Raw genomic sequence first — 14,923 nt, 5'->3', positions numbered from 1 at the left:
TTATTTTTATGTTTCAATAGACCAATCTAATTTTTCTCCAGCCAAAAAAGGAACAATAACATTATTTCCAATATCAATTTTTTTTAAAATCTTATGAGGTTTTTTCACAAGTGTAATAGTTTCTTTATTAATTGGCATATTATAAAAATTAGGTCCATTTTCAGAACAAAAAGATTGTAAATGTTTTAACGAATTCATTTTTTCAAAAACGCTAACGTAACATAATAAAGAAGATGGAGCATTAAATATACCTGCACAACCAAAAACATCAATTTTATTTTTATGAAAGTGTGGAGCTGTATCACTTCCTAAAAAAAAATGTTTACTACCACTTGATATTACAGTTCTTAAAGCTATCTGGTGTTTTTTTCTTTTTAAAATAGGTAAACAATAAAGATATGGTTGAATTCCATTAATAAACATATTATTTCGATTTAGCATTAAATGATGTGGTGTAATAGTACCAGCTAAATATATAGAATCAGATTCTTCAATATAAGATACTGCTTCTTCTGTGGTAACATGTTCTAGTATTATTTTTAATTCTGGAAATTTCTTACGTAAGGGTTTTAACGTATTTTCAATAAATTTTGCCTCTCTATCATATATATCAATATTTGGATCTATTTCTTCTCCATGAATAAGCAATGGCATTTTTATTTTTTCCATAATCTTTAAAAGATGATAGATATCCTTAATATTTTTTACACCGTATTTTGAATTAGTTGTAGAATAGTTGGGATATAATTTTGCTCCTACAAATATTTTTTCAGAAAAACCCTGTTTTAATTCTTTAGGAGAAGTTTTTTCTGTTAAATAACAGATCATTAATGGTTGAAATTGAGTATTTGATTTCATGGAATTTAAAATTCTACGACGGTAGGAAATTGATCTAAAACAATTTGTAATAGGTTGATCGAGATTAGGCATAATTATTGCACGTTTATAAAATTTTCCAGTATATTGAGAAACTTTTTTTAAAATCTCATTATCTCTTAAGTGAACATGCCAATCATCAGGTTTTATAATTGTGATTTTTTTTAAAAGTTTAGACATTTTGCGTTTAATTAATATAAAAAATAATTTAATATTAACATTTTTTTGTTGAAAATACTTTATAAGTAAAAAGATATTTATTTTTTAACAATTAATTCTAAATCATAATTATAATATTTTAACCTCATAGGTTAGGTTAATTTCAAATGAATATTCTAAAGTCTTTAATATCAGTAAGTGTAATGACATTAATATCACGTGCATTAGGTTTTTTTCGTGATCTTTTAATTGCTCATATGTTTGGAGCTTCTATATTTACTGATGCTTTTTTTATAGCTTTTAAAATTCCTAATCTATTACGTCGAATTTTTGCTGAAGGAGCATTTTCTCAATCTTTTGTTCCTACTTTAATAAAGTATAAATTAAAAAAAGATGAACAGTATATACAAGAATTTGTTAAGTCTACATGCGGTTTAATTATATTAATTTTAACTGTTATTGTAATTTTAGGAATAATTTTTTCTGATTATCTTATTATAATTAGTGCCCCAGGATTTTCCGAATCACCTGAAAAATTACAATTGTCTTGTACATTATTAAGGATTATGTTCCCTTATATTTTATTTATTTCTTTATCATCATTATGTTCGTCTGTTTTGAATAGTTATAATTGTTTTTTTATTCCCTCTTTTTCTCCTAGTCTTTTAAACATTAGTATTATATTATTTTCATTTTTTTTTAATACTTATTTTGAACCTTCTATCATTGCTTTGGCATGGTCTGTTGTTATAGGTGGAATTTTTCAGCTATTTTATCAATTTCCATATTTATATAAAATAAACATGTTGGTTTTTCCTAACATTAGTTTTAAAAATATTGGTCTTTTAAAAGTTTTAAGGAAAATGGGACCTGCTTTTTTAGGTTCTTGTGCTAATCAAATTTCTTTAATCTTGAATACTATTTTTAGTTCTTTGTTGAATTCTGGTTCAATATCTTGGCTGTATTATGCTGATAGACTAATTGAGTTTCCAATAGGTATTATAGGGGTGTCTTTAAGTACAATTTTATTTACATATTTTTCTAGTAGTTATTCAAATAATAATAAATCAGAATACAAAAAATTGCTTAATTGGGGAATTCGTTTAGGTTTGATTTTGTCTTTACCCATTTCTGTTATATTATTTATATTTTCAAAACCATTAGTTATTATTTTATTTCAATACGGAAAATTTACAGATTTCGATGTTTTAATGACGCAGAAAGCACTGGAATTATATTCTTTTGGTTTAGTATCTTTTATCTTAGTTAAGATTTTAGTTTCATCTTTTTATGCTTATCAAGAAGTAAGTGTTCCAATGCGAATTTCAATTTTAACATTGTTTTTAACACAATTAATGAATCCATGTTTAATTTTTTACTTTCAACATTCAGGTCTTGCTTTATCTTGTAGTATAGCTAGTTGGATCAACTTTTTTTTGCTTTATCGAAAATTATACCAAAAAAAAATAGTTGATTTTAAATTAAATGATTTTATTTTTATTTGTCGTTTATTAGTTGCAATATTAGTTATGACATTTTTTTTAATTTTTATGCTATATTTTATTCCTTCTTGGAAGGTTGGTTCATTTTTTGATAAAATAATGCGTTTATTTACTATTTTATTAATTTCTGGAATAGTATATTTAATTACTTTATATTTTTTAGGAATACGTTTGTTACATTATTCCCATAAGTTATTTCAAAAAAATTAATTTTATACTAATAAAATTAATTTAAATATGTTATTTATAATAATATATTATTTATAATAAAATTCGAGATTATAAATCTTTTTCTATCAAATACGTAAAAAATTATATATATTTTTTATTATTTGTAATTAATATAATTAAAAAACGGAGTTTCAAATGAAAAAAAAAGCTCTTACTATTATTTTTTTATTAGTAAGCTTAGTTACTGGTATTCAAGCAAAAGAAAATGATGGTTGGTATTTAGGTACCAAAATGGGATGGTCTAATTTTAATATTCTCGAATATAAAAGTAAAGATGCTACAGAGAATGATAAAAAAGATAAATTAGGTGCACCTGTTTTTGGATTGTTTTTAGGTTATGAATTTAATCCATATTTTTCTTTCGAAATAGAAAATGATACAACAGGATTTTCTCCTCATTTAATTCTTCAAAAAAATGCAGAACATACACAACCCAACAGTATTCAACTTGCTACAAAATTCTCATATCCCATAACAGATGATTTTAATATTTACACTCGATTAGGTGGAATGATGTTTTGGGATAATTTATCTTCTAAAGAAGATTTAAGAAATATCTTTACTAAAAAAAGTACATTATTTCCTAATGTGTCTTTAGGGGCTGAATATATTTTTAATAAAAAATTTATTACTAGATTAGATTATACTTGGAAAAGTAATGTTGAAAAAATAATGAATTTATCTATGAAACCTACTTTAGGAGACTTTATTCTTTCTTTTGGATGGAAATTTGGAAAATCTCATATAAATGATATATTTTATTCATACATTCCTGAATCATCAAACAAACAATATGTTGCACTTAATGAGAATATTAATTTTCCCTTTAATAGTACAGAACTAAAACCTATATCTCATGATAAATTACAACAATTAAACAATGAAATAAAAAATATTAAATCAAAAAATGTTTTTATTATGTTATCTGGCCATGCTGATAGAATAGGAAATAAAGAATATAATCAAAAATTATCTGAAGATCGTGCATATAGTATTAAAAATTATTTTACTTCACATGGTATTTCTCAAGATAAAATAACTATTCAAGGGATGGGAAATGAATTTCCTTTAACTAATCAGATATGTAAAGATATATCTAGTAGACCTTTATTAATTAGTTGTTTAGCACCTGATCGTCGTGTAGAAATTGAAGTTTTGTCTGATTAGTAAAATGTTTAAATATAAAAATATTTTTTAGGGAGATGTTGTTTAATTTTAGTTTGTATTTTTATTTTTTTCGGAGAGAGAGAGATTCGAACTCTCGGATGATTTCTCATCGGCGGTTTTCAAGACCGCTGCCTTAAACCACTCGGCCACCTCTCCAGATAAAAAGTGAATTAAAAAAATACATAAAATACTTTCTAATATTAGAACATTACATGACTTAATGTAAAGATATTTTTTTATTTTTACAATTTAAATATTTTATTAATAAAATTTTATTTGTAATTTTGTTTTTTTTTTTCTATAATGTATTTAAATAAAGGCGTGTTGACAGATTGGCTATGTAGCGGATTGCAAATCCGTATAACCCGGTTCGATTCCGGGATACGCCTATAAATAATTTTCAAATAAAGCCCGGATGGTGAAATTGGTAGACACAAGGGACTTAAAATCCCTCGGCTTTTAAAGCTTTGCGGGTTCAAGTCCCGCTCCGGGTACCAAAAAATTAAATTTTTTTTAAAAAAGCTTGATATACTTTATATCTTTCATTTTTTTTGATTATAAAAAAATCAGAAAAAACTTTTTTTAAATAAAAATCATAGCTAAAACATTGATTTGTAACAAATCTTAATTCTCCATTTTTCTTTAAGTGCTTTATAGAATTAAATATTATTTTTTTTGTTGTATTAAAATTTGTTTTTAGATCATTATGAAAAGGTGGATTAGAAATAATCATGTTAAATTTATTAAAAACATTTGAATAAATATCACTTGATAAAACTTCTCCCTTAAAAAAATTTGCATCAAGCGTAGCTTGACTTGATATTAATGCAGACATTTTTCTATCTATCATCGTTAAAAGACACTTAGGCGATTTTCTTAATAAAGATACTGATAAAAAACCTGATCCACATCCAACATCTAATATTTTTCCATTAATTTTTTTAGAAAAAGTAGATGCAAGAAGTTTGCTACCTTCGTCTATTTTTTTATGACCAAAAACACCTGGTAGAGATTTTATAATTAAGTTTTTCCAAACATGTGTTTTAAAAAAGTTTTCTAGTATAAATTTTTTTTTGTTAACCAGAATGCCTGACATTAAAATAGAATGATTTGCATTATCTACTTTATTCAATTTAATCCATTCTTTTAATATTAACTTTGCACTTTTTACTCCACTTGAATTTCCTCCTACAATAAAAATTTCACTTTCAATAGGAAAATAGGATAGTATATTAAATAATTGAAATGTTGCTTCAGATTTGTTTTTAGGCCAAAAATAAATTAATGTATTATAGTCTTTAACGGTATCTTGTGAGACTAATAATTGACGATAAAAAGTGATATTTTTATTATCATTTGTTTTTTTTAAATTTTGACTTTTTTGAAGATGTATTTTAGTTTTTATAGTTAATAAATGTATAGGTAGTTGATCTTCTATATTCCCTGAAAAAAAAACTTTTTTATTTTTAAAAATTTTTTGATGACGCAGTACAAGTTTACTGTTTTTAGAAAATATCAATATTTTTTCTCTTTAAATTGTAAAATTTTAATAAATTCAAACTAAATAAATTTAAACTATAGCGTTCTTTTGTAAAGTTATAAACTGATTTAATTTTGTTTTAGTCAAAGTATTTTTTACTTTCAATAATTTTAATAAAAAATAGAAATTGTTATCATATAACATTTATATTATAATTTAATCAAACTTATTATTTTTCAATTTTTTAATATAAAAATATAATTTATATTTCATGTGCATATAATTAAATATTATTGAGCAATATATATGCAAAAAATTCCTATTGAACTGAAAGGTAGCAATTTTACATTATTAGTACTATATTTAAACACTAATAATATAGATTTAATCAGTAAATCGCTATATAAAAAAATTCAAGAATATCCTCAATTCTTTAAAAATGCCCCTATTATTGTTAATGTATCAAATTTACTAAATCAAGTAAATTGGAAAAAAATACAGGAAGTTATTATTGCACATGGTTTTTATATTGTAGGCGTAAGTGGATGTAAAGATAATTATTTTAAAAAAGTTATTATTGAATCAGGATTGCCTGTTTTATTAGAAGCCAAAAAAAATAATATGAATCAAGATTTAAATTCTTTTTATAATACTTGTAATTTAAAGAAAACAAAAAATGAACAGCGAGAACGAATTAAAAAAATAGAAAAAACTCACGTTATCAATACACCTGTTCGTTCAGGACAAAAAATCTATGCTCAATACTCTGATTTAGTAGTGATAAACAATGTAAGTGCTGGGGCAGAATTAGTTGCTGATGGTAATATTCATATTTACGGTTCAGTTCGAGGCAGGGTACTTGCTGGTGCCAATGGAGATATAACAAGTAAAATATTTTGTACTACATTATTTGCTGAATTGATATCAGTATCAGGTCAATATTGGTTATCAGATCAAATACCATCACATTTTGTTGGAAAATCAGCTCAAATTTACTTAAAAAATAAATTTTTAACTATTAATTCTCTCAGTTAAGTCTGTTTTTTTAGGAAATTTTTATATGACACGGATTATTGTAGTTACTTCAGGGAAAGGAGGTGTAGGTAAAACCACTTCAAGTGCTGCTATTGCAACCGGTTTAGCACAAAAAGGGAAAAAAACAGTTGTTATAGATTTTGATATAGGATTAAGAAATTTAGATTTAATAATGGGATGTGAGCGTAGAGTAGTATATGATTTTGTTAATGTTATTCAAGGTGATGCTAAAATTCAGCAAGCTTTGATTAAAGATAAAAAAACAAATAATTTATTTATTTTACCAGCATCACAAACTAGAGATAAGGAATCATTAACGTATTCAGGAGTAGAAAAAGTTTTAAATCAACTTATAAAAATGGAATTTGATTTTATCATTTGTGATTCACCTGCAGGAATTGAAACTGGTGCTATTTTAGCGATATATTTTGCAGATGAAGCTATTGTGACTACTAATCCAGAGGTGTCTTCAGTTCGAGATTCTGATAGAATCTTGGGTATTATATCATCTAAATCAAGAAGATCTGAACAAAATATAACTCCTATAAAGGAATATCTTTTATTAACACGTTATAATCCGACACGTGTTAAAAAAGGAGAAATGTTAAGCATGAAAGATGTTTTAGAAATACTGCGTATACCAATTATTGGTGTAATTCCAGAAGATGCTTCTGTTTTACGAGCATCTAATCAAGGTGAATCTATTATTTTAGATCAAACTTCTAATGCAGGAAATGCTTATTTTGACACAGTTAATAGATTATTAGGAGAAAATCATAAATTCCGTTTTATTGAAGAAGAAAAAAAAAGTTTTTTACGACGTTTATTCGGGAGATAGGTATGGCTTTATTAGACTTTTTTTTATCCCGGAACAAAAACACAGCTCATGTTGCAAAAGAAAGATTACAAATAATTGTTGCAGAACAAAGAAAATTTAAAAGTGAACCAGATTACTTGCCACAGTTAAAACGTGAAATACTTTCTGTAATTTGTAAATATGTAAATATAGATCCTCATATGGTTACAATACAGTTAGAACAAAAAAATGAAGATATTTCTGTATTAGAATTAAATATTGTTTTACCTGATTAAGTTTTTAAAATAATTAATAAAAAATTTTATTAAATTTATATAAACATTTTATCAAATTAAATATATAATCAATACTGAATTATATTTAATACTTCAGTATTGATTTTTTTAATTTTCAAATAATTTTAAAATAAATTATCTAAATAATTATTACTTATTTTAGTAAAATGTAAAAACTCTTGGTTTTTAATTTTCAACAAACAAAACGGAATAATATCTTTTGCATTAGGATATAAAACTTCTTTTTTTTCTAATTTTAAAGACTTTTTCCATTTGATTTTTTCCCATCCGTTACCAATTAATATCCAATTTTTTTGAAATTTTTTGATTTTATCTTCTATTTCATTTATTTTAATTAAAGATTCTGTTTCTTCTCCTGTCCATAATAAAACACTATTTCTAATATATGCACCCCAGTACACTTGGCCTATTTTTGCATTCATCGCTACTAATATCTTCTTTTTTTTATATTTTCGCCATGCTTTTTCGGCTAAAATAGATAAAGTTGAAATACCAAATATAGGTATTTTTAAACTTAGGGATAAACTTTGTGCAACTCCTATTGAAATACGTATTCCAGTAAATTTTCCTGGTCCTTTTGCAAAAGCTACATAATTTAAATCTTTCAGTGTAATTTTTGCATTTATTAATACCTTTTGAATCATTGGTAATATTTTTATAGTGTGTTCTTTTTTACAGTTTTCTGATAACGAATAAATGGTTTTTTTTTTGTATATAGCAACTGAACAACAATCAATAGAAGTATCAATGGCTAAAATTATATCAGACATACCTTGCTCAAAATAAATTGAATAAAAAATTTTGTTTAAATAAAAAATTACTGAGAAAACTCTTTATTTATATCTTGATTTCTAGTTATCCTAACTAAATCAATACGATATTCTGTAGCTTTAACAATATGAAAAGAAAAAGAATTAATATAAATTGTTTCTCCTGGAAGCGGTAATTGACCTTTTTGAGAAATTAATAATCCGCCTAAAGAAGCACAGTCGTCTTCTTTAATTAGTTCTTTAGTATTAAGTAATTGTTGTAAAGAATGCAAATCTGTTTCTCCTTTAACTAGCCAACTATTTTGTTCTTTTATAATATCTGGAGTTTCATCTGCGTCTGGAAATTCGCCTGCTATAGCCTCTAAAACATCTAAAGGTGTAATTAATCCTTGAACGACACCGAATTCATTACTTACAATTACAAAACTACCTTGAGCTCTACGCAGTACTCCAAGTAAATTTATAGGATCAAGAGTATCTGGTATTATAATAGGTGGTATTTGAGAAGCAAATTTGTAAACGTCTATATTTTTTTCAATGGCAACTAATAGTTCTTTAGCTCGTACAATACCTATAATTTCATCTAATTCACCTTTGCAAACAGGAAATAAGCTATGAGGTGTATCTAATAATTGTAATCGAATTTCATTAATTTTTTTTTCTGTATTTACCCAAGATATATTACTTCGTGGAGTCATAATACTTTTAATAGATCGACCAGCTAAAGTAAGAACTCCATTAATCATATATTTTTCTTCATCTTTAAAAGATTCAGCTTCTAAGGAAGATGATAGTGCTATTTCTTCTTTGTTATCAATTTTTATTCTTTTTTTACTTTTGTTTTTTTCTCTTATCATTAGACGTAAAATTGCTTCAGCTGCTCTTTGTCTCATGGGTTTTCTAGATTGATTTTTCATAAAATTATGACGAGCAATTTGATTAAAAATTTCGATTAAAATAGAAAAACCTATTGCTGCATATAAATAGCCCTTTGGAATATAAAATTTTAGCGCCTCTGCAACTAAACTAAAACCAATCATTAATAAAAAACTAAGACATAGTACCACTACAGTTTGATGAATATTAATAAAGTTTGTCAATGCTTTTGACGCTAATAACATTAATATTGTAGCTAGTATAACTGCTATCATCATAATTAATAATTGATTTACCATTCCAACTGCTGTAATTATCGCATCTAAGGAAAAAACAGCATCTAATACAACTATTTGAATTACTACGGCCCAAAAACTAGCATAATTTTTGTTTTCTGCGCTTTCGTGTTCTTTATTTTCTAGTCTTTCATGTAATTCAATTGTAGCTTTAAATAAAAGAAATAAGCCGCCAATAAGTAATATTAAATCACGTATTGATAAAGAAAAAAAATTATTACTAACAATAGGAGAAGTAAGTGTTACCACCCAAGATATCAATGATAATAATGCTAATCGCATAATTAAAGCTAGTCCTAAACCAATTAAACGTGCTTTATCTCTTTGATTAGGAGGTAATTTTTCTGATAAAATTGCTACAAATATTAAATTATCAATCCCTAATACCACTTCCAAAATAACTAACGTTAACAAGCCGGCCCAGATTGACGGGTCTAAAAAAAACTCCATCAGAAAAACTCCGTAAAAAAAATAGGACAGCCCAATATTTAATATATCTAAACATCTAAGATATAATATAATTTGAGATTATATAATATTTTATTATATCAAGAAAATTAAAAAATAGTTGAGACAAAATATGGACCATGTCTGATTAAATAGATTCTGCGAGACTTAATTTTTGTGAAGTTAGAAGTTATTATGTTTAGTTAAGTTATAGAGAAGTAAAGATTTTATTTTAAATTTGATAAATATTTATTAATAACTTTTTTTATTTCAAAAAAAGTATTTTTTTAAATATGGATAAATTTTTAGTAAAAAATATTTTTTTGTACACAAATTATATTGTTTTCTGCTAATTTTTTTTATTTAATTGTTATTTTTTTTTATTTTTTTAATTGTTTTTTTTAATATTTTTTCTCAAACTCAAACATAATACGAAGAAACTTATTTTTAACTGCTATTTTTTTTAATTTTTATAAATTTTAAAATTTAGTTTGATTTATTTTCTTAATAAAATTTATTAATTTTTTGTCTATTATAGAAAATAGAAGTTAATGATTTTTATAAGATATGAATTTAAGAAATTTAAGAAAAGTTTTGCTAATATTTTTATTATAAACATTTTTATATTAAAAAACAAGTTTAAATGATTACTTGAAACCGTAGATTTTAGAAATTTTATCTCTTAATAGAAAAGTGTTCTACTAAGAGAGATAATATTTTTAGGTTTTTGATATATACTACTACATATATTTTTTATTATTTAGAGCCTGTATTCTTTTTTCTAAAGAAGGATGAGAGGCGAATAATTCTATAAATGAGTTAGATTTTCCATTAATGCAAAACGCGATTATACTATCTGATTCTTGAGGTTCATGACTTGATTTTAAACGATTTAAAGCAGAAATCATTTTTTCTCGACCAACTAATTTTGCCGAACTTGCATCAGCATAAAATTCTCGATTTCTAGAAAACCACATAGTAATAATACTTGCAAGTACACCAAAAATTATTTCTAAAAACGTAGAAATTAAAAAAAATAAAAACGAATCTTTCCCATCTTCATTATCTTCATTTCGATTACTTGATAACAAGTTGCTTAATGCTTGAGAAAGAATACGAGATATAAAAATTACGAAAGTATTAACAACACCTTGTACTAAAGTCATCGTAATCATATCACCATTTGAAATATGACTAATTTCATGAGCAATTACTGCTTCTGCCTCGTTACGTGTCATATTTTCTAACAATCCTGTTGAAATGGCAATTAACGCTGAATTACGACGAGCACCTGTAGCAAATGCATTAATATCGGCAGCTTCATATATTGCTATTTGTGGCATAATGATATTTTTTTTTATAGATTGTTGACGAATTGTATCGATTAACCAATGTTCTGTTTCATTACTGGGATGATTGATGATTTTACCATTTACAGAACGTAATGCAATCCATTTAGACATCATAAGTGATAAGATAGATCCACTAAAACCAAATAGACTTGACATAATCAACAAACCATAAATACTTTCAGACTGAATTCCTGTTAAAGCAAGAATTAGACTGAATGTTGACATAACTGCTAAATTAGTTAATAAGAAAAGAATAATACGTATCATAAGATATTATCTTCCTCAATTTAGATAAAATAGTTTTAATTAAAAAAGAATTTAATTAAAGAAAATGTAAAAATATTTTTTTTAAGCTAACATAATTTTCTTAATTAAGTCAAGATAGATAAATTATTTAGAATTGATTTTTAATTAAATGTTTCCCAAAATCGACCATCTCGCATAATAAGTGAGTCCGAATTTTTTGGCCCCCATGTGCCAGATTTGTATAACTGTACAGTACTTGTGTTTGTTTTTTTCCAAGCATTTATTATGGGATCAATCCATTTCCATGCTTCTTCTACTTCATCTCGAGATACAAATAATGATTGTATTCCTCTCATACTTTCAAATAACAGTCTTTCATAGGCATCAACAAAATTTTCAGTGTTATTTGTATAGTTACATTCCATTTTGTCACTTTTTAATTCATATTCTCTATTAAGTCCTGGTACTTTATTTAAAAATTCTATTTTAATACCTTCATTAGGTTCTAGACGTATAATTAATTTGTTAGGTGATAAATTTTCATTAAATTCTTGAAATAAGTTCTTAGACATTTTTTTAAAGACAATGACTATTTCAGAGTATTTAGATGCTAAACGTTTACCTGTTCTTAAATAAAAGGGAACTCCAAACCATCGATCGTTATCGATATCAACTTTAATTGAAACGAATGTTTCTGTTTTACTACCTTTGTTTGCTCCATTCTCTTCTACATAAGAAGGTACTTTTTTACCATTTATAATACCAGATGTATACTGACCTCGTGCGGTTTTAATATTTATTTCATTTAAATCAATTTTTTTAAGAGAACGAAGTATTTTTAATTTTTCATTTCTTATATCTTCAGGTGTAATATTTTTTGGTTGATCCATAGAAATAATTGTAAGAATTTGTAGAAGATGATTTTGCACCATATCTCGTGTTTGTCCCATTTGATCAAAATAATTCCATCTATTTTCAATACCAACTTCTTCAGATACAGTGATTTGAATATGATCAATAATTTTGTTGTCCCAACTATGAAAAAAAAATGAATTTGAGAAACGTAATGCGAGAAGATTTAATATCGATTCTTTTCCAAGATAGTGATCAATTCGAAAGATTTGTGATTCTAAAAAATATTTAGAAATTTGTTTGTTAATTTTTTTCGAGGTTTCTAAAGATACTCCTAATGGTTTTTCTATTATTATTCTTGATGGCAAAGAATTTAAATTTACTTTCCCTAATCCTTTAAAAATAGCGTTAAATGTATTTGGAGGAACCGCACAGTAATATATAAAAATATTTTTTTTTGCATTTAATATTTTTTTTAATTCTAAGAAATAAAGATCTTTAAATACATCAATGTTAAAAAAATTTAAACGTGAACTTAATTTTTTCCAAATATTTTGATCAATTTTTTCATTTAAAAAATCTGTTATTGCTTTTTTTACTACTTTTATATAGTCTTCTGTATTCCAATCAGCACGACCTGCACCAATTATACGTGTATCTGGATGTATTTTTTGAGATTTTTCTAATTTGTATAAAGCTGGTAATAATTTTCTTCTTGCTAAATCTCCTTTTGTTCCAAAAATAACTAGATCGCAAGCTTGATTGGTTTCTATAATCATAATTTTCTCTTCAAATTTTAATTTTAAAAATATTTATATGTTAAAATATATATTATTTAAAATAACATTTTTAGTGTTAAAATATTTTTTAACAAAACTATTTTTATTAATTTTACTAAATAAACAAAAAAATATAAATGAATATTTCACATACTTATTTGGGTTTTTATAATTTTATTAAAAATATATTATTAAATTTCTTCTTCTTTTATATTTCCATTAACTTTTTAAAAGTTAAAACTATATATAATTAATAAAAATAAAGAGGTTTTTTTATGTTAAATCGTGTTAGAAGAACGAAAATTGTAGCAACTTTAGGACCGTCTACAGATCAAGCAAATAATCTTGAAAAGATTATTCTATCTGGAGCAAATGTTCTTCGTTTAAATTTTTCTCATGGTTCATCTGATGAACATAAACAAAGAGCACAAAAAGCAAAAGAAATAATGTTTAAATTAAACTGTCATATTGCTTTATTAGGTGATTTACAAGGACCAAAGATTAGAATTTCTAAATTTAAAAAAAATAACATTTTTTTGAAAATTAATAATACTTTTATATTAGATGCAAATTTAAACGAACAAAATGGAAATAATGAAAGAGTCGGAATTGATTATAAAAAACTACCAAATGATTTAAATGTAAATGATATCTTGTTGTTAGATGACGGAAAAATACAATTGAAAGTAACAAAAATTAATAAATTTGAAATATTTACAAAAGTTATTATAGGTGGTGTTCTTTCAAACAATAAAGGTATTAATAAATTAGGTGGTGGTTTATCAGCAGATGCACTAACAGAAAAAGATAAAAAAGATATAATTCTTGCTGCTGAAATTGATGTAGATTATTTAGCTGTATCTTTTCCTCGGTGTGCTAATGATTTAATAAAGGCTAGAGAGTTATTAAAAAAATCTGGTAGTGATGCTAAAATTATAGCTAAAATAGAAAGAGCTGAAGCAGTATTTGATCAAAATTCCATAGAAAGTATAATATTATCTTCAGATGCAATTATGATTGCTAGAGGAGATTTAGGTGTTGAAATTGGTGATGCTGAATTAGTAGGTATGCAAAAAAAACTAATTAGAACTGCTAGAAAATTAAATAAAGTGGCAATTACAGCAACGCAAATGATGGAATCAATGATTTTAAATCCATCACCTACTCGGGCGGAAGTTATGGATGTAGCAAACGCTGTATTAGATGGTAGCGATGCAGTCATGCTTTCTGCAGAAACTGCATCTGGTAAATATCCATCTGAAACTATTATAAGTATGGCTAAGGTATGTGAAGGAGCAGAAAAAGTTCCTAGTATTAATGTTTCTAGACACCGTCTTGATGTAGAGTTTCAAAATATTGAAGAAGCAATTGCTATGTCGTCAATGTATGCTGCTAATCATTTAAAGGGAATTACAGCAATTATTACTATGACTGAATCTGGAAAAACAGCATTAATGACATCTAGAATTACTTCCGGACTACCTATTTTTGCTTTATCAAAACATAAAAAAACTTTAAATCTAACTGCTCTTTATAGAGGCGTTATCCCTATTTATTTTGATAGTAAAAACGATGGCGTTAAAGCTGCTAATGAAGCTATAATTCTTTTATGTAAAAAGAATTATTTATTTAATAATGATTTAGTTATTGTCACTCAAGGTGATATAATGGGAAAAATAGGTAAAACAAATACTAGTAGAATTTTAAGAGTTATATATTAAAAATATTTTTTTTTGGATAAA

12 protein-coding genes and 3 tRNA genes are annotated in these 14,923 nt (G+C 25.2%); 8 read left to right on the top strand and 7 right to left on the bottom strand.

Annotated elements, in window-relative coordinates:
* Positions 1-6: 6 nt before the first annotated feature.
* On the bottom strand, positions 7-1,056 hold the full coding sequence (gene pyrC, locus D9V76_RS01715; protein ID WP_158337212.1) for a dihydroorotase: 1,050 nt from the start codon (positions 1,054-1,056) through the stop codon (positions 7-9).
* 146 nt (positions 1,057-1,202) lie between these two features.
* On the opposite strand from pyrC, the gene murJ reads away from it, so the two are divergent.
* Both murJ and D9V76_RS01705 read left to right on the top strand, forming a co-directional pair.
* Positions 1,203-2,747, top strand: coding sequence for a murein biosynthesis integral membrane protein MurJ (gene murJ, locus D9V76_RS01710; protein WP_158337210.1), 1,545 nt, complete (start codon positions 1,203-1,205; stop codon positions 2,745-2,747).
* A gap of 156 nt (positions 2,748-2,903) precedes the next feature.
* Positions 2,904-3,935, top strand: coding sequence for an OmpA family protein (locus tag D9V76_RS01705; RefSeq protein WP_158337208.1), 1,032 nt, complete (start codon positions 2,904-2,906; stop codon positions 3,933-3,935).
* 71 nt (positions 3,936-4,006) lie between these two features.
* On the opposite strand, the gene D9V76_RS01700 is transcribed toward D9V76_RS01705, so the two are convergent.
* Positions 4,007-4,091 (bottom strand) — tRNA-Ser (locus tag D9V76_RS01700).
* 162 nt (positions 4,092-4,253) lie between these two features.
* Here D9V76_RS01700 and D9V76_RS01695 point away from each other — a divergent pair.
* Positions 4,254-4,324: transfer RNA gene (locus tag D9V76_RS01695), tRNA-Cys, on the top strand.
* 20 nt (positions 4,325-4,344) lie between these two features.
* Positions 4,345-4,432 (top strand) — tRNA-Leu (locus tag D9V76_RS01690).
* A 5-nt stretch (positions 4,433-4,437) separates the two neighbouring features.
* Here D9V76_RS01690 and rsmC read toward each other — a convergent pair.
* Positions 4,438-5,454: a 16S rRNA (guanine(1207)-N(2))-methyltransferase RsmC gene (gene rsmC / locus D9V76_RS01685; RefSeq protein WP_158337206.1), complete on the bottom strand. Its 1,017-nt coding sequence runs from the start codon at positions 5,452-5,454 to the stop codon at positions 4,438-4,440.
* 267 nt (positions 5,455-5,721) lie between these two features.
* On the opposite strand from rsmC, the gene minC reads away from it, so the two are divergent.
* The 3 genes from minC to minE are packed head-to-tail and all read left to right on the top strand — an operon-like array spanning position 5,722 to position 7,542.
* Positions 5,722-6,450 (top strand): septum site-determining protein MinC, encoded by a 729-nt coding sequence (gene minC, locus D9V76_RS01680; protein ID WP_158337204.1) that lies wholly within the window; start codon positions 5,722-5,724, stop codon positions 6,448-6,450.
* Between the two features lie 25 nt (positions 6,451-6,475).
* Positions 6,476-7,288, top strand: a complete 813-nt coding sequence (gene minD, locus D9V76_RS01675) for a septum site-determining protein MinD (RefSeq protein ID WP_158337202.1) — start codon at positions 6,476-6,478, stop codon at positions 7,286-7,288.
* 2 nt (positions 7,289-7,290) lie between these two features.
* The gene (gene minE / locus D9V76_RS01670; protein WP_158337200.1) at positions 7,291-7,542 is read left to right on the top strand and encodes a cell division topological specificity factor MinE; all 252 of its coding nucleotides are present in this window, start codon (positions 7,291-7,293) and stop codon (positions 7,540-7,542) included.
* A 125-nt stretch (positions 7,543-7,667) separates the two neighbouring features.
* Here minE and tsaB read toward each other — a convergent pair whose 3' ends face one another.
* From tsaB to zwf, 4 genes are all read right to left on the bottom strand, one after another.
* Positions 7,668-8,333: a tRNA (adenosine(37)-N6)-threonylcarbamoyltransferase complex dimerization subunit type 1 TsaB gene (gene tsaB / locus D9V76_RS01665; protein ID WP_172599432.1), complete on the bottom strand. Its 666-nt coding sequence runs from the start codon at positions 8,331-8,333 to the stop codon at positions 7,668-7,670.
* Between the two features lie 47 nt (positions 8,334-8,380).
* Positions 8,381-9,955 (bottom strand): TerC family protein, encoded by a 1,575-nt coding sequence (locus tag D9V76_RS01660; RefSeq protein WP_158337197.1) that lies wholly within the window; start codon positions 9,953-9,955, stop codon positions 8,381-8,383.
* A 737-nt stretch (positions 9,956-10,692) separates the two neighbouring features.
* Positions 10,693-11,571: a protease HtpX gene (gene htpX / locus D9V76_RS01655; RefSeq protein ID WP_158337195.1), complete on the bottom strand. Its 879-nt coding sequence runs from the start codon at positions 11,569-11,571 to the stop codon at positions 10,693-10,695.
* 140 nt (positions 11,572-11,711) lie between these two features.
* Positions 11,712-13,181 carry a glucose-6-phosphate dehydrogenase gene (zwf, locus tag D9V76_RS01650; protein WP_158337193.1) on the bottom strand — a complete coding sequence of 490 codons (1,470 nt, stop codon included), beginning with the start codon at positions 13,179-13,181 and terminating at the stop codon, positions 11,712-11,714.
* 275 nt (positions 13,182-13,456) lie between these two features.
* On the opposite strand from zwf, the gene pyk reads away from it, so the two are divergent.
* Complete coding sequence (gene pyk / locus D9V76_RS01645) at positions 13,457-14,902, top strand: pyruvate kinase (protein WP_158337191.1); 1,446 nt, start codon at positions 13,457-13,459, stop codon at positions 14,900-14,902.
* The last annotated feature ends 21 nt before the right edge of the window (positions 14,903-14,923 follow it).

Origin of the sequence: Buchnera aphidicola (Rhopalosiphum padi) (assembly GCF_005080845.1) — a bacterium.
GTDB classification, from domain to species: Bacteria; Pseudomonadota; Gammaproteobacteria; order Enterobacterales; family Enterobacteriaceae; genus Buchnera; species Buchnera aphidicola_AO.
The sequence above is the reverse complement of the archived record's forward strand: the minus strand, read 5'-3'. Positions and strand labels throughout refer to the sequence as shown.

What these genes read in the sequence shown, in the direction of transcription:
- murJ (WP_158337210.1), top strand. Translation starts at nt 1,203, where the DNA reads ATGAATATTCTAAAGTCTTTAATATCAGTAAGTGTAATGACATTAATA.
- tsaB (WP_172599432.1), bottom strand. Translation starts at nt 8,333, where the DNA reads ATGTCTGATATAATTTTAGCCATTGATACTTCTATTGATTGTTGTTCA.
- pyk (WP_158337191.1), top strand. Translation starts at nt 13,457, where the DNA reads ATGTTAAATCGTGTTAGAAGAACGAAAATTGTAGCAACTTTAGGACCG.
- D9V76_RS01705 (WP_158337208.1), top strand. Translation starts at nt 2,904, where the DNA reads ATGAAAAAAAAAGCTCTTACTATTATTTTTTTATTAGTAAGCTTAGTT.
- minE (WP_158337200.1), top strand. Translation starts at nt 7,291, where the DNA reads ATGGCTTTATTAGACTTTTTTTTATCCCGGAACAAAAACACAGCTCAT.
- minD (WP_158337202.1), top strand. Translation starts at nt 6,476, where the DNA reads ATGACACGGATTATTGTAGTTACTTCAGGGAAAGGAGGTGTAGGTAAA.
- pyrC (WP_158337212.1), bottom strand. Translation starts at nt 1,056, where the DNA reads ATGTCTAAACTTTTAAAAAAAATCACAATTATAAAACCTGATGATTGG.
- htpX (WP_158337195.1), bottom strand. Translation starts at nt 11,571, where the DNA reads ATGATACGTATTATTCTTTTCTTATTAACTAATTTAGCAGTTATGTCA.
- D9V76_RS01660 (WP_158337197.1), bottom strand. Translation starts at nt 9,955, where the DNA reads ATGGAGTTTTTTTTAGACCCGTCAATCTGGGCCGGCTTGTTAACGTTA.
- minC (WP_158337204.1), top strand. Translation starts at nt 5,722, where the DNA reads ATGCAAAAAATTCCTATTGAACTGAAAGGTAGCAATTTTACATTATTA.
- zwf (WP_158337193.1), bottom strand. Translation starts at nt 13,181, where the DNA reads ATGATTATAGAAACCAATCAAGCTTGCGATCTAGTTATTTTTGGAACA.